Raw genomic sequence first — 21,573 nt, 5'->3', positions numbered from 1 at the left:
TCACCCATCCATCCAACTCCAGCGCGTTCGAGATGTGCAGATCGACCCAGCGGAAATAACGCAACGCGGAATTGCGTCCGCAATCATGTCGCGAAGAAAATCAGAAATGCGTGTCGGCAGGGCGAATAAGACGGGCTAGCGCGCGATTGAAGGTGCGGCAACACTGTGCGCGAGACGAACGACGGGATCATTTCGGCAGAGTGGCTCGATAACGTCGGGCGAGCGAGATAACGCCTCGGGCGCCGTTAGGTGGTCGGAGGGCGGCGAGCCCCCAAGGGCGAGCGGTCCGACCTTCGACCGCCTAGTAGGGGGGTATGGGGGGGTGTGGTGGCAGACCGGTCGTAGGCCGGTTGAAGGCCGGTCGTAGGGTCGGTCGAATGTCGGTCGAAGGGGTGATTATTCGTCGGCAGGCACCAATGTTCGGGATGGCCTTGATGCGGGTCCAGTGACTTCGACTCTGATTTTCTTTTCACGGAAAAGTCGATTCATTGCGGCTTCGAGCTGCTTCTTGGTGAACCCGTCCGCATCCGGCTGTTGCGCAAATAGCGCTGGGGCATAGCTTGTGCCGGTTTTCTCGCTGGCGTTCCGGCCTTGCTCGTTGAATTGCTTCAAAAGTTGCAGGAAGACGTCGTCGGCCTTTTGCTCTTGTGCGAGCTTATCGAGCCCGGTCGGTCCAGTGACTGGGACGAAGACGCCATCCTGCCAGCGGAGATTTATTTTGCCGCCGACTTCGCCATAATTGGCCTTCATGCCCTCGAAAGCGCGCAGGTTCTTATCGGGCGTATCGCCATCGGCCGTCTTCGGTGTTTTAAGATAGGCGCGGGCGCGGACGCCGTTGTTCCAGTCGGTCGAGCCGGATAGACCGGTTCCGGTGTTCATGCCGGTAAGGCTCGGGTGCGCCAGCAGGATGATTGTGCAATCGTGTTTCCGCGCCAGCCGCTTCAAGAGATTGATGAATTGCCGGACTTGCGGGCGGTCGCTTTCGTCGCCTGCGAACATATCGGCGAGCACGTCGAGTACAGTAAGGCTTGGCTTGAAGTCGGCCATGTAGGCGTCGAGCGCGCGATACATTTCGGTCGGCTCGATGCGTCCTTTCATCAGCGCAGCGAGGACCGAGTCTTCGCCGACCAGGTCGATTAATCGAATGCCTGCTAGCTCGGCCCATGACGCGCCATAGAAACTACGCACGGCGTCTAACCGCCTGTGTAGCTCTTCGCCATCGTCTTCCGCCGACAGGAGCAGCGTCTTGCCGGGCTCCGGCATGAGCCCGATCCAGTCGGCGCCCATTTGCCTCGCGACCGCCAACTGCAATGCCAAGAGGCTCTTGCCTTGACCGCCGTCTCCTGACAGCAAGCAGACTTGGCCATGCGGGAAATAACCGGGGACGCAGTATCGTCGCTCGGGAACGGGAACGCCCTCCCAATCGGCCGGATTAATGATCTTTTTGAAGGTCGGCGCAGGCTTTTGGTCGCGCCCGTTGCTTTGAGGCGCGGCCTCGCCCATCGGGTTGTAGGCGTCATGATCGTCGGGCGTCGGACCGGGGTCAAAAACCTCGATCGGGTCGGCGGCCTTATAGTCGCCGTCGAAATATCGTCGACCGCAATTTTGACGTGCGCGCTCGGCCTTTCGCTCTCGCTCGCGGCGATATTCTTCGGCGGTGTCGCCAAAGCCCTTCGGCAAAACGTCATCGTTCATGCCGCAGCCCTCCGCTCATCAGAAGCCGGGCGCATCTCGCGAAAGGTCTGGCAGGCGCTCTTGGTGGCGAGGACAATCTGGCGAAGGCGGACCTCGGCTTCGTCGTCATCGCCACGGCAGGCGGCGTCGGCGAGCGCGGCGGACAGGTCGCCCAGGACAATCGCGCATTCTCGGATGAAGTCGCGACGCTGAATCGCCACGTCCGTTTTGAGAGAGGTCGCTTTCGTCATTCGCGCGCCCTTAAAACGGTACGTCGTCGTCGAGATCGGCGTCGACGCGGTTGCGCTCTTCGCCTTGCAGATAAGCATTGTCCCGGCGCCGGGACGTTTCTTCTTTCTGCTTTGGCTTTCGTTGGCGTGGCGGCGCGCGCAGCGGTGCAACCTGGTCTGCGAGGATCGTCAACGCTACTCGAATCTCGCCATCGCGCGTCGACGTGTAAGACTTCAGATTTCAGCACGCCTTGCACCGCGACGCCGTCGCCATCATTGAGTCGCTGCAAGGCTTCGATCGCGTGATCTGAGAAGGCGAGGACCCTCACCCAGCTCACGGCATCGCCGTCGCGAACTTTCAACGTCGCGGTCGCGAATGCGCGTCCATTTTTGCTTCTGCGGATTTCGACGCTGCGAAAGATCGCGCCCGAGGCGAGGGCGAAGAGGCTCATGCGCAGCCCTCCGTGAAAGGGGCGCGAGGCGCTTGAACTTCATAGGCGGAAGATTTATTTTCGCGCTTGCAATTGCCGGAAACCGCCAAGCTGAGCATTGCAAGAGGCCCGCTTCTCGCTGCCGCAGGGGCGGGCTTCGTCGCGTTTCGGCGCATCATTTGGCGGGCGCGGCTTCCGCATTCGAGACGGCGGAGCGGCTGCGCAAAGGTTTAACCCGCCGCGCTTCGTCGCAAATCCGATCCCACCAAGGCTTTCGTCCTATTCTCTCGAAATGATCACGAATCCTCTGGACGGCGAGCGGCGAGAGCTGCGCGAAAATAAATTCCTCCAGCGCCGCGTATGGGATGCGGGTGATCAGCCCGATTTTGATGGTTTCAAGTTCGCCAGCTTCGATAAGAAGCTCGACGGCCTCGGGCGAGACGCCAAGCGCTTCGGCGGCGACTTCCGAGCTGAGGGCCAGCGGCTTCGATAGATGCGACATGGAGCGACTCCTTTCGTCGCCCCGATTCGACCCACGGCTCCAAGCGCAAATCCAGTAGGTTTTTGACCCTCTGGTTTGCGCTAAATTGCTGAACGCGTTACATAAAGTAACAGCGCGTAGCGTTTTTCAATATCGCGCCTCAAACTGAATAATCGTGCGGGCTCAAGTGTGGGTAAATCGCGAAATAGCGTCACAAATAGCTGAAATCAAAAACTATTATGCGGACACCCCTTCCGCCAGCATGGCCGGCAATCAATTGAAATATAATGGCTATTTGAATTGCTATTTCGCCGGCCCTACTACAGGCCCCATTTTCGGTTTGAGATTTCGAGCGACGAAGTGAGACGGCGAGGCCGGCTTCACAACCCTTCAATTCGTGCGGCGATCGCCTGACCGTTATGACTCGCGAGCATCGTCGGTTGGTGCCGGCACATACATGCGAATCTCCGCCAAATCGCGCGCAGAATATCCGATGCAGTTTTGAGAATGAAATAGCCCTACGTTGGATCGGTCCCGGTTCACTCCGCCCCAAGCCAGACCAAGCCAGGGGCAGGAGCCGCCAGACAGGCGCGCGGCGTGAGGAATCCGCATGACCCAAGAAAACCCCATCTTTACGAAGTCCGAATATCTCTTAGCAAGCGAGCGATTCATAAAGAGGCGCGCCGCTCGTCAGGCGGCCGAGGAAATCATCGCCCGCATCGTGAATGGCGCGCCGCGTGCGACCTTTGGCGACTTCACGATATCGTTCGACGACATTGAGAGGCGGCAATGGGGGATGACTTCGCAATCTCGCCCGGCTTCTGGCGCGGGACGCGAGAGGAATTTCGGATAGATCAGCGCCAACTCGCCGCCATGGCCAGCGTCGCGCAGTCTGGCATCGCCGGGCTTGAGGCGGACGGGATTGGCAGCCTCGAACTAAAGCTCAAAGTGCTCGAAGCGTTCCTTTGTCTCTGCGCGGGCGAAGACGAGGATGCAGAAATAGGCGCGATTGCTTTCGCAAGTTGAAGGAGCCTTTGCGGCCTCCCTCGCGTGCCGGCGCTCATCTAATAGCTGGAGGCCTCTATCGAACGCAGGCCAGAGGAGAAAGCAAAAATGCGTAGAGTCATCTTCGCCATGTTGGGCCTGCTGGCCGGGTATGCTGCTGGAGCTGCCCTCGGAGCAGCCCTCGTCTCGCTTTTCTCTGGCAACATGCACGATAAGGATCTTGAGATCGCGATGACATCTGCCTTCGTCACGGGGCCAACAGGAGCCTTGATCGGGCTGTTGGCTGGGTTGTTCATGCCACTCGGCGTCAAAAGGAGGTAAGCGAAAAAAGAAAGGCGAGCCCCGATAGAAGTAATGCGATGATGCCCAACGAGCGCACGAAACTCCCGATCTTGTAAAAGCGTTCGCTGCGCATGGAGTGACCGAGAAAATAAAGGCAGATGGAGGCGATCAGGAGCTTGAACCAGATCGGGGTATCGCCAAAGGGAAAGATCGGCACGACCATCTCACTTACCTTTCAAAAACGCTTGCCAGCATGAGCGAGAACGCGTCAAACTCGCTCGAACACAACGCGCCGAGCGTGTGTCGATCGCGTCGGGAATCCGGTGATGGTCTCCGGCTGAAGAGCTTCGGTAGGGATGGTGCGACGATCAGGCCGGGGCATGTGTCTTTACACTTCCACACGGATCGTTCTCCAGCAGAACGTCCTCGTGCCTCAATATCGCTCTGGCGTTCGAGACGGCTCTCGCGGATAGACCCGTCACAGCGCCACAGCGTAGGCATAGCGCTCATCTTCGTCGGGCGCCGCCCGCCGCTTCTATTGCATAAATAATTGCACTTTTTTCGTGACGTCTTCCTCTGTGCATCGGCTTCTTAGGATGCATTCTGCTACCGGTCACTGTTCTCGGTAGAGCAGCAGCAAGAAGCCCGATAGCATGAATGCGACGGGCCAGACATAACCGCCTATTCGACCCGCGAAGCTGTCCGACAAACGTATTTCCAGCCAGCGCGCGCTTGCGGAGACAACCCCGAGCAATGCGATAGGCGTATGGCTGATTGCGATCAGAACCTCGTCCGCGCCTTCCGTGTGTCCATAGTGCGTCAACAAAAACGCCGCCGCCGCGCCGGTTGTTATCGGGAAGACGTAGGCTGGCCAGTCGGATTTAAAGCGGCCTCGTCGAACCTGCCATTCGAATATCGCAAAGGTCGCAATGAGGACCGTAATGACTTTGTGTTGGACGATCTGAGGGTCGCGAAGACTTTCGAAGAACCCGATGGGTCCGAGCGGCCATGCGGTTTCGTCGGCGCGAATCACCAGAATGCCGCCAAGCAACAAAAACAGCAGAGGCCAATGACGCATCACCGGCGCAGTTCGCCAATAGTGCTCAAGCAAGGCGAAAGCGCCCATAAGGATAACAAGAACGCCCGCCAAATGATGATTCATTTCCGCCCAGGCAATGTCCGCCGCGCTGGGTGAGCTGGGCGTTCCTGGTTGGACTATGCCGGAGACTGCTTGCGCAGCAGACAATTCGGCATACGCTGGACTATGGAAACTCGGCCAACGCGGCGCGAAACGCGCCGCAATCTCCGACAGACTCGTGCGCTCCGCGCCGCCGTCGATTGGGAGCGACGCCGACGCGAGCGCGGCGGCGCAAAACAGCGTTACGAGGCCCAATCCCACCTCCACCTCGGCGAAACGCAATAATCTTCTGATCGAAGTGAAAGAAACGCGCCACAGTTTGCGCGTTGTCGAAAGATTGGCGGCGGCAAAGCAAAGCAAGCCAAACAGCAGCGCGATTTTGGTGGTGAGCAGCATTCCGTAATTCGTTTCATACAACGCACTGAGATCGGGAGTGTGGCGCGTCATCATCAAGAGGCCGGCAATAATCAACGCTCCCACGGCCCACATGGCGTTCCGCGAGAATTTGGAGGCGATCAATCGCCGCGCCTCGCCGCTCTTCGTCATGCCGAGCGCGACCAAAAAGAACGGAATGCCGCCGATCCAGATCGCCGCTGCAAGCACATGGACAATCTCGGTCGTCACCAGCAACGCAGAGGCGACGGGGCGGCTCGCGGCATGTGTCACGCCCACATGCGCAAAAACCAGCAGCAACGCCAAAGCAACGGCGCCCCCTCGCCACATGAAAAAGCTGCGGGTGTCGAGGCGGGCGTAAAGCGCCAGCGCGCCCGACAGGATCATGGCGATGACGTGACTGACGACGGCGTCGGCGCTGGCTGCGACCGCAAAATCCACCTGTAACGTTCCGACGAGCATCGCCGTCAGCACGCCCACGGCGACGATCTCGCCGAAGACCGAAGCACAGCAGCTCCAAAAAAGAATGCGAAGGCAACGTCGTGCAACTGGCGCCGCCTCGGCGTTTAGCTTCCCGTCAAGAGGGGACAGAACAAGCGTCAGAAACGCTATGCCGCCCACGACGATCGATTGCGTCGCGAGGAGATATGCGCGCAGCACGAGATCCAAGAAACCGTACAACGCGATGAAGGATTGCATCATCAGCGTTCCACGCGAAAATTCAGCTTGCCTTGTGTCAGATGGCCGTCAAGGCTCAGGATTTGCCACTCGAGCGTATACGCGCCCGACCGCAAATCCGGCGCTCTCGCCTTTAGGCCCTCCGATACAGGGCTCGTTTCGAGAGGCTGAACGACGCTTTGATCTGCGGCCTTGAGAAGCGTGAGACGCGAAAGCTTCGAGTCGATGCGGCTATTGAACCGAAGCTGAATGATGACGTCTCCGCTTGGAACCGTTGCGCCATCCTGAGGCGAAGCCGAGATCAGAGCCGCATGCGCGTGGCAGGGAGCGCGGACAAGCGCGAACGCCAGGATAAGCGACAGAAGAAAAGGTACTTTTTTCCGTAGGATCATCGTAAGCCCCAGTTGAAAACCAGCGCCTTCGGCCGTCAACGTCATTGCATCTAAGTCGCGCGCGTATACCGGCAAGCGGGGCATCGCCGATGATTGTTGCGCTGTCGCTTCGAGCATTTGCCGCCGAAAGCGCGTGCCCTGCCCTGCAGGTCGTTCGCCCGCTCGCTCTCGTTGTTGATGCGTTGATGCGGACCTTTGTCGTCGCCTCAGAGCAGGCTCGATAACCGACGAACGAAAGGAAAAGTGCGCGCGCCTATTGTCGATGTCGATGGGGGAACCAGTTCAGAAACAGGTTGTATGTATCCCCTAAAAGGAGAGCGTTATGGATCATACTTCCAGCGGCCGTCCGCTTGCGGTCGTCACCGGCGCTTCGGTCGGCATCGGCTTCGAACTGGCGCAAGTTTGCGTCGACAATAACTTCGATGTCGCAATCGCATCCAACAAGGCGCGCATATATGACGCCGCCGCAAGTCTCGAAGCGCGAGGCGCCAGCGTTGTCGCGATTGAAGCTGATCTTTCGACGATCGAAGGCGTCGATCGGCTTTATGACGCAGCTCAGCAATTCGGCCGGCCCGTTGACGTCCTCATCGCCAACGCGGGCATTGGACTGGGCAACGCCTTCCTCGATCAGGACTTTCAAAAGGTTCGTGATGTCATCGACACCAACATCACCGGAACAGTCTATGCGATCCAGAAATTTGGCCGCGACATGCGAAACCGAAACTCTGGGCGCATTCTCATCGTTGGCTCGATCGCCGGCATGGTGCCGGGAACCTTCCAGGCCGTTTACAACGGCACCAAAGCGTTTCTCGAGAATTTCGCTTTCGCGCTGCGGAACGAACTGAAGGACACCACCGTTACGGTTTCCCTGCTTATGCCGGGCATGACCGAGACGGACTTTTTTCGCCGCGCCGACATGCTGGATACGCGCCTCGGGCAGGCCAGAAAGGCGAATGCGGCCAACGTCGCGCGCGACGGCTTCGACGCGATGATGCAGGGCCAGGCGCAAGTCGTCAGCGGATGGAGGAACAAGATTTCCGCGACCTTCATACACGCTATGCCCGCGACCTTCCTTGCCAAACAGCATCGCAGGATGGCCAAGCCGGATTCTACGCGGCGCTAGTGGCCTGCATCATCGATTTTCAGGGCAAGTTCGGCGTATCGGCCCGGCGCAATCTTGTGAGACGAACCTGGACCAGGCCGGAACCTATGGCGGCGCACACCCCTTCCGCCGCGCCCATCGCGCCGACGCTATTTCAACACGGCGCGGGCGACGCGCCCGCCGGCGCCGCCAATCGGCTGCGACATGTGGTCGTCAGGGCTCGCATGCACCACGACCGCCGATCCATCCGCATCAAGGAGATTGATCTTGCCGCCGCTCAAGGACACGCCATCGATGAACATTTCCGCCTGCGCGGAGCCGTCGGAATAGGCATAGACATTCGGCAGATCCGCCGGGTGCGGCCCCTTGGGATTGAGGAACCCATGTTCGGCATTTGACGGATTTATATGGCCCTTCGAATGCATGAATTTTTCAATGTCGGAGCAGTCGCCAACTTCGTGCAGATGGACGCCGTGCCAGCCCGGCGCGAGCGCGCCCGGCCGCAGCATGACGCGAAGAACGACTCCATGCGGCCCCTGTTTGACCTCGATGGAGCCTATCCCCTTCCCTTTGTTGTCGATGACGTCGGCGGTTCGCTCCTCCGCGCGTGCGAAGCCGGTGATGAGCGCGGACCCTTCCCCCGTATCAAACGTCTTCGACGCACTGCGCTTCTGACGCTTTGCGCTTCTCTTGGCTCCGAGAGAATTTTCCTGCCCGGGGAACAAGTCAGATCGCCCGAGGTTTCGCTCCCGTGCGCTCGCGTCTCATCGCCGCTTCTTCGGAGTTTTCCTATGGGGTCAAAACGCAAACCGTCGTCCTCGAGCGAATCCGCCATCGCTAACGCTGTAAAGAGCCAAACCGAGCAACCTGATCTTGTCGCGGCCGAGACTGAGATGTCTTACGCGCAGCCGCAAGGCGACGGCGGTGAAACGCACCAGACCGCCAACGACGCGGTTGAGACGCTCACCACGCAACAGGGCATCCCGGTTTCCGATGACCAAAACGCGCTACGCATAGGCGCGCGCGGTCCGAGCCTCATCGAAGACTTCCATTTCCGCGAAAAAATCTTCCACTTCGACCACGAGCGCATCCCGGAACGCGTGGTTCACGCAAGGGGATTCGGCGTTCACGGCTATTTCGAACTCACGAAATCTCTCGCAGACGTCACGCACGCGGATCTTTTCCAGCGGGTTGGCGAGCAGACGCCGGTCTTCGTGCGGTTCTCGACCGTCGCCGGCAGCCAAGGGTCCTTCGACCTTGCCCGTGACGTAAGAGGCTTCGCGGTGAAGTTCTACACTAAGGAAGGCAATTGGGATCTCGTCGGCAATAACATCCCGGTGTTCTTCATTCAGGATGCGATCAAGTTTCCGGATCTGATCCATGCCGCGAAGGCTGAGCCCGATCGCGGCTTCCCACAGGCGCAAACGGCGCACGACAATTTTTGGGATTTCGCTTCACTGTCGCCGGAAAGCTTTCACATGATCATGTGGATCATGTCGGATCGCGCCATTCCGCGTTCCTTCCGTTTCATGGAAGGCTTTGGGGTTCACTCTTTCCGTTTCGTCAACGCAGAAGGCAAGTCGACGTTCGTCAAGTTTCACTGGAAGCCGAAGCTCGGTCTGCAATCGGTGCTCTGGAACGAAGCGGTCAAGATCAATGGCGCCGATCCCGATTTCCATCGGCGGGATCTGTGGGACGCCATCAAGGGCGGACATTTCCCGGAATGGGAGCTCGGCCTTCAGCTCTTTGACGACGCGTTCGCCGATAGTTTCGAATTCGACATTCTCGACGCGACCAAGATTATTCCCGAAGAGCAGATTCCCGTGCAGGTCGTCGGGCGGCTCGTGCTCGACCGGACGGTGGACAATTTCTTCGCGGAAACCGAACAGGTCGCCTTCTGCACGCAGAACATCGTTCCTGGCATCGATTTCAGCGACGATCCGCTGCTGCAAGGCCGCAACTTCTCCTACCTCGACACACAGTTGAAGCGGCTCGGCAGCCCGAACTTCACCCACCTTCCCGTCAATGCGCCGCGCTGCCCGATGGCGCATTTCCAACAGGACGGGCATATGGCGATGAAGAATCCCAAGAGCCGAGCCAATTACGAGCCCAACAGCTGGGGCGCGCTCGGCGGACCGCGCGAGAATCCCGAGCGCGGCTTCACGTCGTTCCCGGAGGAAGTCGCCGGTCCGAAGACGAGAATTCGCGCCGAAAGTTTCGCCGATCACTACAGCCAGGCGCGGCAATTCTTCATCAGCCAGGCGCCGATCGAGCGAAAACATATCAGCGATGCGCTCGTCTTCGAACTGAGCAAATGCGAGCGCCCGGACATCCGCTCGCGCGTCGTGTCGCATCTCTTAAACATTGACGTTGCGCTCGCGACGCACGTCGCTGACGGCTTGCGGCTTGAAATGCCCGATCCGGCGAAGGCCGCGCGCCCGACTCGGCAAGAGCTTCCCCCGTCCACGCCGTTGAGCATCTTGGCGCGTCCAAAATCCTTCACAGGGCGCAAGCTCGGGATTCTCGCGACGGACGGCGCTGACGCGAAGCTGTTGAAGGCGCTGATCGAGGCCGTCGAAAAGATCGGAGCGGTTTACGAGATTGTCGCGCCCCACATCGGCGGCGTGGTGCTTGACGACGGCGCCATGCAGCCGGCCGCGCAAAAGATCGACGGAGGACCGTCGGTGCTCTATGACGCCGTCGCCATTGTCGCGTCCGACACCGGCGCCGCCGATCTCGTCTCCGATGCCGCCGCGCGCGATTTTGCAAGCGACGCCTTTGCGCATTGCAAGTTCATCGGCTTCACCAAGAGCGCGTTGCCGCTGCTGGAGAAAGCCGGCGTCGCCGACGCGCTGGATGAAGCGTGCATTCAGCTTGCGACCGTCAAGGACGCGGCCGCGTTCGTCGCGGCCTGCGCCGAACTTCGCTACTGGCCCAGGGAACTGACGGTCGATCTCGACGCATGACGCGTCACGCATAGCAGAACAGTCAAGTTAACAAACGCGCGACAGGAGAACCAAAATGCCAACGGCGAGCACGGGCGGCAGCACGAAAAGGTCGAAGTCCCAAACGGGCCCGAAGACGTCGGCCAACGCCTCCAAAAAGGCGGACGCCATCAAGCTGCTGAAAGAGGACCACCGGGAGGTGAAAACCTGGTTCAAGCAGTATGAAAAGCTCGAAAAGGAAGCGGAGAAGGAAGAGCTCGCCCGAAAAATTTGCGCCGCGCTGACCGTTCACGCCAAGATCGAGGAGGAGATCTTCTATCCGGCGCTGCGCAGGAACATCGACGACGAAGAGCTTCTCGACGAAGCCGAAGTTGAGCACGCGAGCGCCAAACAGCTGATCGCCGAGATCCGATCGATGTCGCCGCAAGACCATCTCTTCGACGCAAAGGTTAAGGTGCTTGGCGAATACGTCATGCACCATGTCCAGGAAGAAGAGCAGGAAATATTTCCCGAGGCGCGCAAGAGCGAGGTCGACCTCGACGCCTTGGGCGTCAAGCTCTCGAAGCGTAAAGCCGAACTGATGAAAAAAGCGGCCTGATCGCGGCCGCCTCGATGCTCATTACGCCGCCGCGGCAGGCACGTCATGCGCATGCACATCGCGGCCGGAATGTTTGGCGATAATACGCTTGGCGGTCTCCTCGAGCGCGGCGTTTCGCGTTCGTACCCAGAGCAACAAGCCGCCATGGTCAAGTTGCTCCTGGAGATATTTCGCGTGACGCTCCTCCATGAACTCGCCAAGTGCGACGCCGACGAGGCCGCCAAATTCCGCGCCGATCAGGCCGCTCACGAGAAGCATCGCGAGGGCTCCGCCGGACGCGAGCGCCGCGCCGGCCGCCACAGTGGCGCCGACATAGACAAGACCGCCAATGATCGCGCCCTCTTTCTTGCTCAAAGACTCCCTCGGCGCATAGGCCACGCGCGGGGCGCCGCCGTCGTCTTCGGCGGCCTCGACCTTTTCATATATATGGCCGAGCTTGCCGACGATCGCCTTTTCGCCCGCAAGCAGGCTGATGTCGCCGAGATCGAACCCCGAATTCAACAATTCCTCGACGGCGCTCTCGAGCACATAGCCGTCCGAGAAAACGCCGACCACCTCTCGCGCCCGCCGCTCCGCACTGGACATGCCGCCCTCCCCTAGCCTTGCACGCCTCGATCCGCTTCGAAGCGGCCCGCCGCATCGCGGCTGTTCGGGGCAGAGTGCTGCCGAAGGCCGGCCTTTGGCAAGAGCCGCATTGACGCTGGCGAGGGAGCTAAGGAGATCCCGAGGCGGATCGGGACGAACCGGCTGACGCCGCCAGCAGGCAGAGGTATTCCCAGGCCATCGTCGCGCCGGCGAGCGCGGTGATTTCGGAAACGTCATAGGCCGGCGCCACCTCGACGACGTCCATCCCGACAAAGTTCAGACCGACGAGCTTGCGGATGATCGACTGCGCCTGCCAAGTGGCCAGGCCGCCGATTTCCGGCGTGCCGGTCCCGGGGGCAAAGGCCGGATCAAGCGCGTCGACGTCGAACGTCAAATAGACTGGGGCGTCGCCGACGACTTCGACGATCCGCGAGACGATCGCCGCTGGCCCAATCTCATGCGCCTCCTGCGCGGCGACGATCGTGACGCCTTGTCCAAGCGTCCAGTCGTAGACTTCGCGTTGCACCGGCGAGCGAATGCCGATCTGAATCATGCGGCGCGCATCGACAACGCCTTCGTTGATCGCATGATAGAACATCGAGCCATGCGCATAAGGCTGGCCGAAATTATCGGGCCATGTATCGACGTGGGCGTCGAAATGAATCAAACCCAGCGGGCCGCGTCTTCTCGCGCAGGCGCGCAAAAGAGGCAACGTGATTCCATGATCGCCGCCAAGCGTCACGAGATGTGCGTAGGCCGACGCCTGCTCTTCGATGAGCTCGAGACTTGCGGCGATGTCGCCCAGTGCGATGGCGAAATCCCCCACGTCGGCGAGCCGCAGATCGACGGGGGACGTCCAGTGCGCGGGGTGCTCGCCGTCGATCAACATACGACTCGCGTGACGAATCGCCGACGGCCCGAAGCGCGCGCCGCTGCGGTTGGTCGTGCCGATGTCGAAAGGGACGCCGGCGACGACAACCGCCGCGTCAGCATGCGGGGCGACGCCGAGAAAGGTCGACGAAGCGGCGAATGTCGGCGTCGCGCTCATGGTAAATTGTCGAGTTTGACGAAACGGAACACCGCCGCGGCGACCGCGCAGGTCCAGTCGCCGTTTGGAGCGCCTTCGGCCGCCGCGGTCAAAGACAGGCTCTCGACGATCAGCTCGCTTGTTTCATAAACCTTCTTGCGCTCGTTCCAGGCGGCGTCAGGATCGAATTCGATCCCGAGCGTCGAAGCGAGCATCGTCGCCGCGAGATCTTCCGCATGATCGCCGCTCTCGCGCGCCGTCATGCCATAGCCGTGATGTTCCGAAATATAGCCGTAGAGCGTCGGCTGCTTTGGCCGCGCCAAGCCGATGCTGGCAGTGACGCGCCGTCCGGGCTCGTCGGTCTCGGAACGCGCAAGCACCGTAAAAGTGATTTCACCAGGCTGAAGCGTCGCGACGCCCCGCTCCACCGGAACGACTTCGCATCCAGCTGGCAGAATCGACGACACCGCCACGAGATTCTGCTGTTCGATGTCGGCGTCGCGCAGCGCATATTCGAACGCCGTCAGACGATGGCGGTGAACGCCGACGCCGCGCGTGAGAAAGACGCATTGCGGAATGGGAAACATCGAACGCGCTCCCTCGCGCAAAGACCACCGCCTCAATTAGGACAAGCGGGCTAGACCGCCACGCCGATTGGCGGCGTTCCTTAAAACCAACAGCAGACCGCGCTATTTTTTGCAGGCCGGCGTCGGCTGCAAAATGAGATCCGTCATGTCGCCGCGCAAGACGAAGTCGCCATAGTCGAGCTTCAGCGCCCGCGAGACGCCGTTTTCATAAAGGTCGAAGGACAGCACATAAATCGGCTGCCCGTCCTTCTTGCCCAGGTCGAAATAGGAAATCGCAACCGGCCAGCGACGGATGTTGTTGAGCGCACTCGCGCGCGCGACCTTTTCCTGGGGCGGCTCGGTCGTCGGCTTGCCAATGACCGTTAAGGTATCGAACGCCTTCTCGCCGTCGCCCGTGCCGTCGAAGACCCGCGCTTCAAGCAGCTGTTCGCCGGCCGCGGCCGTTTCCACGATCTTGCGCAAATGTTCCGTCGGAAAGAGCATCGGACCGGCCAGCTCCAGTCGCGTGCGCTTTGGCTTTGCGAGATCGATGGCAAGCCGCGCGTCGGCGGATTTCTTGGCCTTCCCATCGACCTCATCGGTCCGCGAATTGTCGACTTTGGTCTCCACCTTGAAGCGAAAGTCCGCGCCGTCGCCGCCCTCGAATGTCGCCGAGCGCATGTCGGAGAGCTTGGCCGCCCCTTCCGAGGGCTGCAATTCGGTGATCTGGCGAAAATTCTGCACATAGCCCTCGCAGGCCGAACCGGAAAAATCGAAGGCGATCCGGCCGCGCGCCTGCGCCGGCGCCTTCGCGCCGCTCGATTTCAACAGGCTCAGATCATAAACAGCGCGATGATTGGCGAGCGGCAATGCGCGCTCGGCGAACGCCTGGCCGGCGGGCGTCGCCGCGCAGATCGCGGCGGCCAGCACGCGTAACGAATTCATTGGTCCTCTTTCTGTGTGGCGGCGCCTGGACGCCATTGCGTCGCGTGGAGTAGGAAACTAGGGTCGCGCGTCATTGGGAGCAACGACTTTCTCTTTGAAGAGGCGCCATGACCGCATCGTCCGACACCCCGCTCGCGCGGCTGAAAGAGCTGGGACTGACGCTGCCCGCCGCGGCCGCGCCGGTCGCCAACTATGTTCCTTTTGTGCGCACGGGCGCCTTGCTGTTCATATCGGGACAGCTGCCGCTCGGCGCCAATGGCGTCGATCCGGCGCATCAAGGCAAGCTCGGCGCCGGCGTTTCGCTTGAGGCCGGGCAATCCGCCGCGCGTCAGGCGGCGCTCAACGTCCTCGCCCAAGCCAACGCCGCCGTCGGCGATCTTGCGAAACTGCGCGCCGTGCGGCTCGGCGGCTATGTCAATAGCGCGCCCGACTTCGCTTCGCTGCCGCAAGTCGTCAACGGCGCTTCCGATCTCGTCGCCGCCGTGCTGGGCGAGAATGGCAAACATGCGCGCTTCGCCGTTGGCGTCGCGCAATTGCCGCTCGACGCCGCGGTCGAAGTGGAAGGAATCTTCGAGATTCTTCCGTGAACTCCCGTGATTTTTCATGGCTGACGGCGCGGCCGATCGCGCATCGCGGACTGCATGACGCCCGCAAGGGCGTGATCGAAAATTCGATTTCGGCCGCCCGCGCGGCGATCGCCGCGGGCTTTGGCGTCGAATGCGACGTGCAGCTCAGCGCCGACGGCGAACTCGTCGTCTTTCACGACGAGACGCTGGAGCGCCTGACCGAAAGCGCCGGCGCTGTCGCGAAGCACAGCGCGGATGAGCTCAGTCGTCTGAAGCTGCGCGGCGCCAGTGACGCCATTCCGAGGTTTTCCGAGTTTCTCGCCGCGATCGGCGGACGAACGCCCATCATTGTGGAGATCAAGAGCGCCTTCGATGGCGACACCACCATCGCGCAGCGCTTGGCGCAGTCGTTGGCGCGTTACGAGGGGCCAGTCGCCGTCGAAAGTTTCGATCCCGATCAGATCGCCTTTCTTCGCGCGCGCGCTGCTGCGCTCGGGATCGCGCATCGGCCGCTCGGCATCGTCGGCGAGGCGCATTACGACGCGGATGATTGGCCGCAGCTATCGAGCGCCCAGTGCGCGGAGCTCACGCACTTTCTGCACTACCGGCGCACGCTGCCGGATTTCCTGTCTTGGCGCGTGCGCGATCTTCCGCACGCGATTCCGCTGCTGCTGCGCGACGCGCTCAAAATTCCCATAACGACCTGGACGGTGCGCTCGCCGGAAATGGCGGCGCGGGCGCGGGAATGGACGGATCAGATCGTCTTTGAAGGTTTCGCGCCGTAAAAGTCAGCCGAGCGCAGTTATCTGACCTTCTCCGCCGCCGAGCGCTGACGTCAATGTGACTCGCCGCGGCGCTATTCTGCGGGAACCAATCCATTGACCGGCTCCAGGCCCCGCATTTCCTTGAGCTCCACGCGGATATTGTAATCGCTCGCAGCTTTGATGAAATCCTGAATCGTCTCCATGATGTCCTGATCGATAAAGCCGGCGCGCGTGCCATCGATCACGAGATAACTGTTCCCCTCGACATTCTCAAGGAAGTTGCGCAGCTGCGCCTTATTGAGGAAGGACACATCCTTTTGCAGGCGCAGCAGGTAGTTCCGGCCGTCGCGCGTGAGCGTGAACGCAGAGCGGTAATTCGCGCGCAACACGAAGAAGAGGCCCACGGCCATGCCGATCGCCATTCCCTTGAGAAGATCCGTCAAAAGAATGGCGCCGACCGTCACGGCGAAGGGCGCGAACTGGTTGAAGCCCTTCTCATATTGCTGAACGAAGAGCTTCGGCCTCGCGAGCTTGTAACCCGTCAGCAGCAGCACCGCAGCAAGGCATGCGAGCGGAATCATGTTGAGCAGGCTCGCCAGGAACATCGCGCTGAGCAACAGCAGCACGCCGTGGACAAAGGACGCCACCTTGGTGTGCGCGCCAGCGTCGATGCTGGCGGAGCTGCGCACGATCACTGCAGTGATTGGCAATCCGCCCAACATGCCGCTCAGGAAATTGCCCATGCCCTGGGCTTTGAGCTCCTGATTGGTCGGCGCGATGCGCTTGAGCGGGTCGAGCTTATCGACCGCTTCGAGACTCAGCAGAGTTTCAAGGCTGCCGACCAGCGCCAAAGTGGCGGCCGTCACATAGATCTGGACGTCGATCAGCCGCGTAAAGTCCGGAAAGCTGAACTCCCGCGCGAAATCTATCGGACCAAAAATGGCCGGAAGATTGACGAGATGCTGCGGCGCGATCGCCAAAGCGGGAAACAGCGTCTGAGCCGCGATGTTATAGGCGGCGCCAAACAACACCGCGACCAGCGCGCCTGGCGCGAGCGAAAGGTAGCGATGCTTCTTGATGTAGGGCGTTTCCCAAAGGAGCATGATCGCGAGGGAGGCGACGCTGACGATCACCGCTCCTGTCGAAAAGGAGCGAAAGGCGTCAAAGATAAAGGAGAGATGCGTGTGGCTATCGTCCTCGAGGAACGACAAGTCAGCTTCCGCGTCGGCGTCGTAGCCAACCGCGTGCGGCAACTGTTTCATGATCAGGATCAACCCGATCGCCGCGAGCATGCCCTTGATGACGGCCGACGGAAAAAACGCGCCGATGACGCCCGCCCGCAGAAAACCCATCCCCAATTGCAGGAGGCCCGACAACGCCACCGCAAGCAGCATGGCGTCGAAGCCGAGTTTTTCGACCGCGGTCGCGACAATGACGGTCAGGCCCGCGGCAGGACCCGCAACGCTCAACTGCGAACCGCTAAGAACAGAGACGACGAGCCCGCCGATAATCCCCGAGATAACTCCCGAAAAGGGCGGCGCGCCGGAAGCCACCGCGATGCCAAGGCACAGCGGCACTGCGACGAGAAACACCACGACGCCCGCCGGAATGTCGTGATCGAGGTAGCGGGAATAGTAGTCGAGATGCCGCCTAAACACGCCTAATTCTCCTCGTTAGCGGCTTTACGCCCCATGCAGCCGGTTAGAAATCCTCGCCGCCGTGTTGCTGATAGATGACGTCGACGTCGCTGCCCGGCGGCAATGTAATGAGCTGATGCAGTATTCCGTCATCGAGCCCGAACACCCAGCCGTGCAGCATCGGCCGCTGGTCTTCTCTCCAGGCGGTCTGCACAATCGAAAATTGCGACAGACGCATCACCTGCTCGATGACGTTGATTTCGACGAGTCGATTGGCGCGTTCCGTCTGAGAGTTGAGCGCGTCGATCTCATCTCTATGCATCCGATAGGTGTCTTTAATGTGCATCAGCCATTTATTGAGCAGCTCCAGATCGGGGCGCTGTCGGTCAAGGGCGGCGCGAACGCCGCCGCAATTATAGTGACCGCAGACGATGACGTGCGGAACTTTGAGCACCTGCACAGCGTATTGGATGACGCTGAGACAGTTGAAGTCCGTGCAGATCACCTGATTGGCGATATTGCGATGCGCGAAAATCGCGCCCGGCAGCGCGTTGACGATGATGTCGGCCGGCACGCGGCTGTCGGAGCAGCCAATCCACAAGAATTCGGGCTTCTGATCGGCCGCGAGACGCTCGAAATAGCCGGGATCGCGCTCACAGACTTCCTCGGCCCAGGCTTTGTTCTCAAGCAACAGTTTTTCGAAGGATTTCATAAGGCCCGTTTTTCTTTCAGCCGTCGCCTCAAGAGCGGTCTGTTGCGACAGCGATGCGATAGCAACGAAGCCGCTTGGAACAGGAGCGCGAACCAAGGCGATCATCGTCGGCGGCGCGCGCCCTCGCTCAAGCAGGGACGAGTCTACGAAGCTCTCGAGGTCGCGACAAGTCCGCGGGCTCGTCCTCGCATAGGGCCACGCTCGCGAAACGGCCAAGAGGCAACCGCTCGCTTCGGCTGCCTATTTTTGTTGAGCCGCGCAGAGCTCCCGCCACACCTGCGGCAGGGCGGCGATAATGTCGTCGGCGATCAGCCCCGGACCAAAAATCTCGGCGGCGCGCGCATGCATCCAGGCGGCGCAGGACGCCGCGAGGAAGCCGTCCATGCGCTGCGCCAGCAAGCCGGCGATGACGCCGGTCAAAACGTCGCCCGAGCCCGCGGTGGCAAGCCAGGGCGTCGCATAAGGAAGGATTGAGGCGCGTCCATCGGGCGCGGCGACGACCGTGTCCGCCCCCTTGAAGAGCACAACCGCGCCGCTGGCGCGCGCCGCCTCGCGCGCCTTGTCGAGTTTCGAGCGGCAGCCGCAGTCGTTCTCGCAAGCGGCGAAGAGCCGCGCGAACTCGCCGGCGTGCGGCGTCATCACCACCGGACCGGGCGCAGCGCGCGTCGCGCGCCACAGCCGCTCTGGATCGCCGGCGAAGCTCGAGAGCGCGTCCGCGTCGAGGACCGCGGCGCGGCGATAGGCCTGCGGCGCAAGCGCCGTTTCGACCTGTGCGCAGCTTTCTTCGCTGACGCCTAGCCCCGGACCGATGGCGACGGCATTTTTGCGCTCGTCGGAGAGAACCTTGGCGAGGCCCTTCGCGCCATTGGCCGGCCGAACCATGACCGACGTGAGCGCGCTGGCGTTGACCGCAAGCGCTTCAGTTGGGCTGGCGAGCGTCACGAGACCCGCGCCGGCGCGCAAGGCCGCCGCCGCCGAAAGCCGTGCGGCGCCTGTAAAGGAGGCGCCGCCCGAAACGACCAGCGCATGGCCGCGCGAATATTTGTGGCCCTCGACTTTCGGCAGGGGCAGCGCGGCGCGCCAGAGCTGCGGGGTGTTGACGAAAGTCTCGACGGCGAGCGAATCGAGCGCGGAGGGTCGAATCCCGATATGCGTGCAGGTGAGCGCGCCGCAATGCAGACGGCCGGGCAACAGCAGATGGCCGGTCTTCACGCGAAAGAAGGTGACGGTCGCGTCGGCTTCCACCGCCGCGCCGCGCACCGCGCCGGTCGTCCCGTCGACGCCGCTGGGAATATCGACGGCGACGACGTTCTGGCCGCTTTCGCGCCGCCAGCGGTTCAGGCGGCGGACAAGCGCGCTGGCGTTCGAATCGAGATCGCGGGCGAGGCCCGTTCCGAACAGAGCGTCGATAACGAGATCGATGCCGTCGAAGCTGCACTCGAGCGCGGACGAGACTGGACAGGGCCAGGCGGCCGCCGCTTGCGCCGCGTCGCCGCGCAATTGGTCGAGCGGGGTCAGGGAAGCAACGCGGACTTTATAGCGCTGCGCGCGCAGCAACCGCGCCGCGACAAAGCCGTCGCCGCCATTGTTGCCCGGACCGCAGAGCACCAAGACCCGCCGCCCGCTGGTGCGTTGAAGAATTTGGCTGGTCGCCCGCGCGATCGCCACGGCGGCGCTCTCCATCAGCGACATCGCCGGCACGCCGCTCTCGATCGTCAGGCGATCGGCGCGAGCCATTTGATCCGTCGTGAGGATTTCGAGCGGGAGAGCGGAGGGCATGGCGCGATGGTGACCGAAGGCCGCCGCCCGCGCAATGGGCGCCGCTCACAAGATGGACGCCGCGCCCGTTAATGAGGCGCCGCATTCCGCCGCGCCTCGGTTTCCGGTATGTCAGCGACATGCTGACCGCCGCGCTGATCGCCTTCGACTCTCCCGGCGCGCCGTTGCGCCCGGAGGCCGTGGCGCGCAGCCTCGGTTCGCTCGTCGAATCATGCGTCCTGGGACTGATCGCCGACGCTCTGATCCTCGCCGCGCCGGGACGAGGCCTGGACGGGATCGCCGACGAAGCCGGCTGCGCGCTGATCGAAGCGCCGCACGCCGCCGACGGCATGGCGCAGGCGCTGAAAGCGGCGCGGCGCGACCATCTTCTCCTTCTGCTGGCCGGTTTCGCCGTGGAGCGCGGCTTTGCCGAGGAAGCGCAGGATTTTTTCGCCTATGGCGACGCCAGCCGCGCCCGAACGCTTCGGCTGGCTCCCGATTCGCTGATCACCCGTCTTGCGCCGGGTCTGGCGCGTCCGGTCGGGCTCATTGCGCCAAAGAGCGCGCTCGCGGCGGCGGCCGAGGGCGCGGATCTGGCGCGACTTGTGCGAAAGATGCGAGGCGCCGATCTGACGACCCGCGCGCGCCGCGTCCTGTAGCCGCAGCGTCCGGCCGATTAGCGCGCAAATGTATTGCAGGCGTCAATGCTGCCCGTGCGCAAGCCTTTCAGCAGCCACTGCGTGCGCTGCGCCGCCGAGCCATGCGTAAAGCTATCCGGCACCACATAGCCGCGCGTGGCCCTTTGCTGCCGGTCGTCGCCGATCGCCTGCGCCGAAGCGACGGCCTGCTCAATGTCGCCTTCCTCGAGAATGGGCTTTTGCTTGTTGGCGTTGTTGGCCCAGACGCCGGCGAGGCAATCCGCCATCAGCTCCGCGCGCACCGAAAGCGCGTTGGCTTCCGAACGGCTGCCCGCCATTTGCTGCGCCCGCTGGATCTTCGGCAGAATGCCCATGAGGTTCTGGATGTGATGGCCCATCTCGTGCGAGATCACATAGGCATAGGCGAAATCGCCGCCGCCGCCGAAGCGCCGCTGCATGTCGCGAAAGAAGGACGTGTCGAGATAGATGCGCTGGTCGAGCGGACAATAGAACGGCCCCATCGCCGACTGCGCCGCGCCGCAGCGCGACTGGGTGTAGCCGCTAAAGAGAACGAGCCGCGGCGGCTGGAAGCGCACGCCCTTTTGTTCGGGAAGCACTTGCGACCAGACCTGTTCGTTGGAGCCCACCACCTTTGCGACGAAACGCCCCATTTGATCCGTAGGCGCGCTTTGCCGCGGCGCCTCCTGGCGGGGCAAAGCCGTCTCGCGCTCCTGGCGCATATTGTTGATCATCTGCGCGCCGCCGATGAGAATCGCAGGATTGACGCCGAGCGCCCAGCCGATCAGTCCGAGGATCACCATCGTGCCAAGGCCGATGCCGCCTGCGCCCATGCGGGGCCCGCCCCCCGTCATCGGTCCGGAGCCGCGACGATCCTCGATATTATCCGACGACTGGAGATCTTCCCATTTCATATTCGCGCGCTCCGGGGCTCGCGCCCCGGGGGCGCTGCTCGATGGCTATTTAAGCGAGCTTATAGGTTCTTGGTAGAGTTTATGCAGGCGACGG

24 protein-coding genes and 1 pseudogene are annotated in these 21,573 nt (G+C 61.7%); 8 read left to right on the top strand and 17 right to left on the bottom strand.

Features of this window, described 5'->3' with window-relative positions:
- Positions 1-396: 396 nt before the first annotated feature.
- From ACR65T_RS12865 to ACR65T_RS12845, 5 genes and pseudogenes are all read right to left on the bottom strand, one after another.
- Positions 397-1,695 (bottom strand): AAA family ATPase, encoded by a 1,299-nt coding sequence (locus ACR65T_RS12865; protein WP_434496853.1) that lies wholly within the window; start codon positions 1,693-1,695, stop codon positions 397-399.
- Positions 1,692-1,925 carry a hypothetical protein gene (locus ACR65T_RS12860; protein ID WP_434496852.1) on the bottom strand — a complete coding sequence of 78 codons (234 nt, stop codon included), beginning with the start codon at positions 1,923-1,925 and terminating at the stop codon, positions 1,692-1,694. The genes ACR65T_RS12865 and ACR65T_RS12860 overlap by 4 nt, the downstream gene beginning before the upstream one ends.
- A 10-nt stretch (positions 1,926-1,935) precedes the next feature.
- Positions 1,936-2,097: a hypothetical protein gene (locus tag ACR65T_RS12855; protein ID WP_434496854.1), complete on the bottom strand. Its 162-nt coding sequence runs from the start codon at positions 2,095-2,097 to the stop codon at positions 1,936-1,938.
- A 49-nt stretch (positions 2,098-2,146) separates the two neighbouring features.
- Positions 2,147-2,356 (bottom strand): annotated as a pseudogene (locus ACR65T_RS12850) (single-stranded DNA-binding protein); the annotation flags it as partial.
- 154 nt (positions 2,357-2,510) lie between these two features.
- Positions 2,511-2,837 (bottom strand): helix-turn-helix domain-containing protein, encoded by a 327-nt coding sequence (locus tag ACR65T_RS12845; protein WP_434496851.1) that lies wholly within the window; start codon positions 2,835-2,837, stop codon positions 2,511-2,513.
- Positions 2,838-3,689: 852 nt separating this feature from the next.
- Between ACR65T_RS12845 and ACR65T_RS12840 the strand changes: the two genes are divergently transcribed.
- On the top strand, positions 3,690-3,842 hold the full coding sequence (locus tag ACR65T_RS12840) for a hypothetical protein (RefSeq protein WP_434496850.1): 153 nt from the start codon (positions 3,690-3,692) through the stop codon (positions 3,840-3,842).
- 87 nt (positions 3,843-3,929) lie between these two features.
- Positions 3,930-4,142 carry a hypothetical protein gene (locus ACR65T_RS12835; RefSeq protein WP_434496849.1) on the top strand — a complete coding sequence of 71 codons (213 nt, stop codon included), beginning with the start codon at positions 3,930-3,932 and terminating at the stop codon, positions 4,140-4,142.
- On the opposite strand, the gene ACR65T_RS12830 is transcribed toward ACR65T_RS12835, so the two are convergent.
- The 3 genes from ACR65T_RS12830 to ACR65T_RS12820 all read right to left on the bottom strand — a co-directional run bounded on the left by ACR65T_RS12830 (position 4,129) and on the right by ACR65T_RS12820 (position 6,704).
- Positions 4,129-4,320, bottom strand: coding sequence for a hypothetical protein (locus ACR65T_RS12830; RefSeq protein ID WP_434496848.1), 192 nt, complete (start codon positions 4,318-4,320; stop codon positions 4,129-4,131). The genes ACR65T_RS12835 and ACR65T_RS12830 overlap by 14 nt on opposite strands.
- A gap of 396 nt (positions 4,321-4,716) precedes the next feature.
- Entirely contained in the window at positions 4,717-6,336 is a 1,620-nt protein-coding gene (locus tag ACR65T_RS12825) for a copper resistance D family protein (RefSeq protein ID WP_434496847.1), read from the bottom strand.
- Positions 6,336-6,704: a copper resistance CopC family protein gene (locus ACR65T_RS12820; protein ID WP_434496846.1), complete on the bottom strand. Its 369-nt coding sequence runs from the start codon at positions 6,702-6,704 to the stop codon at positions 6,336-6,338. Before ACR65T_RS12820 ends, ACR65T_RS12825 begins: the two co-directional genes overlap by 1 nt.
- Positions 6,705-7,026: 322 nt before the next feature.
- Here ACR65T_RS12820 and ACR65T_RS12815 point away from each other — a divergent pair, with 322 nt between their 5' ends.
- Entirely contained in the window at positions 7,027-7,827 is an 801-nt protein-coding gene (locus ACR65T_RS12815; RefSeq protein ID WP_434496845.1) for an SDR family NAD(P)-dependent oxidoreductase, read from the top strand.
- 128 nt (positions 7,828-7,955) lie between these two features.
- Here ACR65T_RS12815 and ACR65T_RS12810 read toward each other — a convergent pair whose 3' ends face one another.
- Positions 7,956-8,531, bottom strand: coding sequence for a superoxide dismutase family protein (locus tag ACR65T_RS12810; protein WP_434496844.1), 576 nt, complete (start codon positions 8,529-8,531; stop codon positions 7,956-7,958).
- Positions 8,532-8,699: 168 nt separating this feature from the next.
- Between ACR65T_RS12810 and ACR65T_RS12805 the strand changes: the two genes are divergently transcribed.
- Together ACR65T_RS12805 and ACR65T_RS12800 are read left to right on the top strand one after the other, a co-directional pair.
- On the top strand, positions 8,700-10,772 hold the full coding sequence (locus tag ACR65T_RS12805; RefSeq protein WP_434496843.1) for a catalase: 2,073 nt from the start codon (positions 8,700-8,702) through the stop codon (positions 10,770-10,772).
- A gap of 55 nt (positions 10,773-10,827) precedes the next feature.
- On the top strand, positions 10,828-11,349 hold the full coding sequence (locus ACR65T_RS12800; RefSeq protein ID WP_434496842.1) for a hemerythrin domain-containing protein: 522 nt from the start codon (positions 10,828-10,830) through the stop codon (positions 11,347-11,349).
- A 21-nt stretch (positions 11,350-11,370) separates the two neighbouring features.
- Here ACR65T_RS12800 and ACR65T_RS12795 read toward each other — a convergent pair whose 3' ends face one another.
- The 4 genes from ACR65T_RS12795 to ACR65T_RS12780 form a co-directional block, all read right to left on the bottom strand.
- Positions 11,371-11,934: a hypothetical protein gene (locus ACR65T_RS12795; protein ID WP_434496841.1), complete on the bottom strand. Its 564-nt coding sequence runs from the start codon at positions 11,932-11,934 to the stop codon at positions 11,371-11,373.
- A gap of 127 nt (positions 11,935-12,061) precedes the next feature.
- Entirely contained in the window at positions 12,062-12,982 is a 921-nt protein-coding gene (gene speB / locus ACR65T_RS12790; protein WP_434496840.1) for an agmatinase, read from the bottom strand.
- Positions 12,979-13,548: a pyruvoyl-dependent arginine decarboxylase gene (locus ACR65T_RS12785; protein WP_434496839.1), complete on the bottom strand. Its 570-nt coding sequence runs from the start codon at positions 13,546-13,548 to the stop codon at positions 12,979-12,981. Before ACR65T_RS12785 ends, speB begins: the two co-directional genes overlap by 4 nt.
- A gap of 102 nt (positions 13,549-13,650) precedes the next feature.
- Positions 13,651-14,472: a cell envelope integrity EipB family protein gene (locus ACR65T_RS12780; protein ID WP_434496838.1), complete on the bottom strand. Its 822-nt coding sequence runs from the start codon at positions 14,470-14,472 to the stop codon at positions 13,651-13,653.
- Between the two features lie 107 nt (positions 14,473-14,579).
- Between ACR65T_RS12780 and ACR65T_RS12775 the strand changes: the two genes are divergently transcribed.
- Positions 14,580-15,059 (top strand): RidA family protein, encoded by a 480-nt coding sequence (locus ACR65T_RS12775; protein WP_434496837.1) that lies wholly within the window; start codon positions 14,580-14,582, stop codon positions 15,057-15,059.
- Complete coding sequence (locus tag ACR65T_RS12770; protein ID WP_434496836.1) at positions 15,056-15,823, top strand: glycerophosphodiester phosphodiesterase family protein; 768 nt, start codon at positions 15,056-15,058, stop codon at positions 15,821-15,823. The genes ACR65T_RS12775 and ACR65T_RS12770 overlap by 4 nt, the downstream gene beginning before the upstream one ends.
- A gap of 71 nt (positions 15,824-15,894) precedes the next feature.
- On the opposite strand, the gene ACR65T_RS12765 is transcribed toward ACR65T_RS12770, so the two are convergent.
- From ACR65T_RS12765 to ACR65T_RS12755, 3 genes are all read right to left on the bottom strand, one after another.
- Entirely contained in the window at positions 15,895-17,460 is a 1,566-nt protein-coding gene (locus tag ACR65T_RS12765) for a SulP family inorganic anion transporter (protein ID WP_434496835.1), read from the bottom strand.
- 43 nt (positions 17,461-17,503) lie between these two features.
- Positions 17,504-18,151, bottom strand: a complete 648-nt coding sequence (locus ACR65T_RS12760; protein WP_434496834.1) for a carbonic anhydrase — start codon at positions 18,149-18,151, stop codon at positions 17,504-17,506.
- Between the two features lie 240 nt (positions 18,152-18,391).
- On the bottom strand, positions 18,392-19,930 hold the full coding sequence (locus tag ACR65T_RS12755) for an NAD(P)H-hydrate dehydratase (protein ID WP_434496833.1): 1,539 nt from the start codon (positions 19,928-19,930) through the stop codon (positions 18,392-18,394).
- Positions 19,931-20,001: 71 nt separating this feature from the next.
- On the opposite strand from ACR65T_RS12755, the gene ACR65T_RS12750 reads away from it, so the two are divergent.
- A complete protein-coding gene (locus tag ACR65T_RS12750; protein ID WP_434496832.1) occupies positions 20,002-20,568 on the top strand; it encodes a transposase in 567 nt (188 codons plus the stop codon).
- 17 nt (positions 20,569-20,585) lie between these two features.
- Here the strand turns inward: ACR65T_RS12750 and ypfJ are convergent, their stop codons facing one another.
- A complete protein-coding gene (ypfJ, locus tag ACR65T_RS12745) occupies positions 20,586-21,479 on the bottom strand; it encodes a KPN_02809 family neutral zinc metallopeptidase (protein WP_434496831.1) in 894 nt (297 codons plus the stop codon).
- Between the last annotated feature and the right edge of the window lie 94 nt (positions 21,480-21,573).

It is taken from the genome of Methylocystis sp. (assembly GCF_051061285.1).
GTDB lineage: Bacteria > Pseudomonadota > Alphaproteobacteria > Rhizobiales > Beijerinckiaceae > Methylocystis.
Note: the sequence above shows the minus strand (reverse complement) of the source record. Positions and strands in the feature narration are given on the sequence as shown.

Coding starts and splice junctions, on each gene's coding strand:
- ACR65T_RS12865 (WP_434496853.1), bottom strand. CDS start 1,695: ATGAACGATGACGTTTTGCCGAAGGGCTTTGGCGACACCGCCGAAGAA.
- ACR65T_RS12860 (WP_434496852.1), bottom strand. CDS start 1,925: ATGACGAAAGCGACCTCTCTCAAAACGGACGTGGCGATTCAGCGTCGC.
- ACR65T_RS12845 (WP_434496851.1), bottom strand. CDS start 2,837: ATGTCGCATCTATCGAAGCCGCTGGCCCTCAGCTCGGAAGTCGCCGCC.
- ACR65T_RS12840 (WP_434496850.1), top strand. CDS start 3,690: ATGGCCAGCGTCGCGCAGTCTGGCATCGCCGGGCTTGAGGCGGACGGG.
- ACR65T_RS12835 (WP_434496849.1), top strand. CDS start 3,930: ATGCGTAGAGTCATCTTCGCCATGTTGGGCCTGCTGGCCGGGTATGCT.
- ACR65T_RS12825 (WP_434496847.1), bottom strand. CDS start 6,336: ATGATGCAATCCTTCATCGCGTTGTACGGTTTCTTGGATCTCGTGCTG.
- ACR65T_RS12820 (WP_434496846.1), bottom strand. CDS start 6,704: ATGATCCTACGGAAAAAAGTACCTTTTCTTCTGTCGCTTATCCTGGCG.
- ACR65T_RS12815 (WP_434496845.1), top strand. CDS start 7,027: ATGGATCATACTTCCAGCGGCCGTCCGCTTGCGGTCGTCACCGGCGCT.
- ACR65T_RS12805 (WP_434496843.1), top strand. CDS start 8,700: ATGTCTTACGCGCAGCCGCAAGGCGACGGCGGTGAAACGCACCAGACC.
- ACR65T_RS12800 (WP_434496842.1), top strand. CDS start 10,828: ATGCCAACGGCGAGCACGGGCGGCAGCACGAAAAGGTCGAAGTCCCAA.
- ACR65T_RS12795 (WP_434496841.1), bottom strand. CDS start 11,934: ATGTCCAGTGCGGAGCGGCGGGCGCGAGAGGTGGTCGGCGTTTTCTCG.
- speB (WP_434496840.1), bottom strand. CDS start 12,982: ATGAGCGCGACGCCGACATTCGCCGCTTCGTCGACCTTTCTCGGCGTC.
- ACR65T_RS12785 (WP_434496839.1), bottom strand. CDS start 13,548: ATGTTTCCCATTCCGCAATGCGTCTTTCTCACGCGCGGCGTCGGCGTT.
- ACR65T_RS12780 (WP_434496838.1), bottom strand. CDS start 14,472: ATGAATTCGTTACGCGTGCTGGCCGCCGCGATCTGCGCGGCGACGCCC.
- ACR65T_RS12775 (WP_434496837.1), top strand. CDS start 14,580: ATGACCGCATCGTCCGACACCCCGCTCGCGCGGCTGAAAGAGCTGGGA.
- ACR65T_RS12760 (WP_434496834.1), bottom strand. CDS start 18,151: ATGAAATCCTTCGAAAAACTGTTGCTTGAGAACAAAGCCTGGGCCGAG.
- ACR65T_RS12755 (WP_434496833.1), bottom strand. CDS start 19,930: ATGCCCTCCGCTCTCCCGCTCGAAATCCTCACGACGGATCAAATGGCT.
- ACR65T_RS12750 (WP_434496832.1), top strand. CDS start 20,002: ATGAGGCGCCGCATTCCGCCGCGCCTCGGTTTCCGGTATGTCAGCGAC.
- ypfJ (WP_434496831.1), bottom strand. CDS start 21,479: ATGAAATGGGAAGATCTCCAGTCGTCGGATAATATCGAGGATCGTCGC.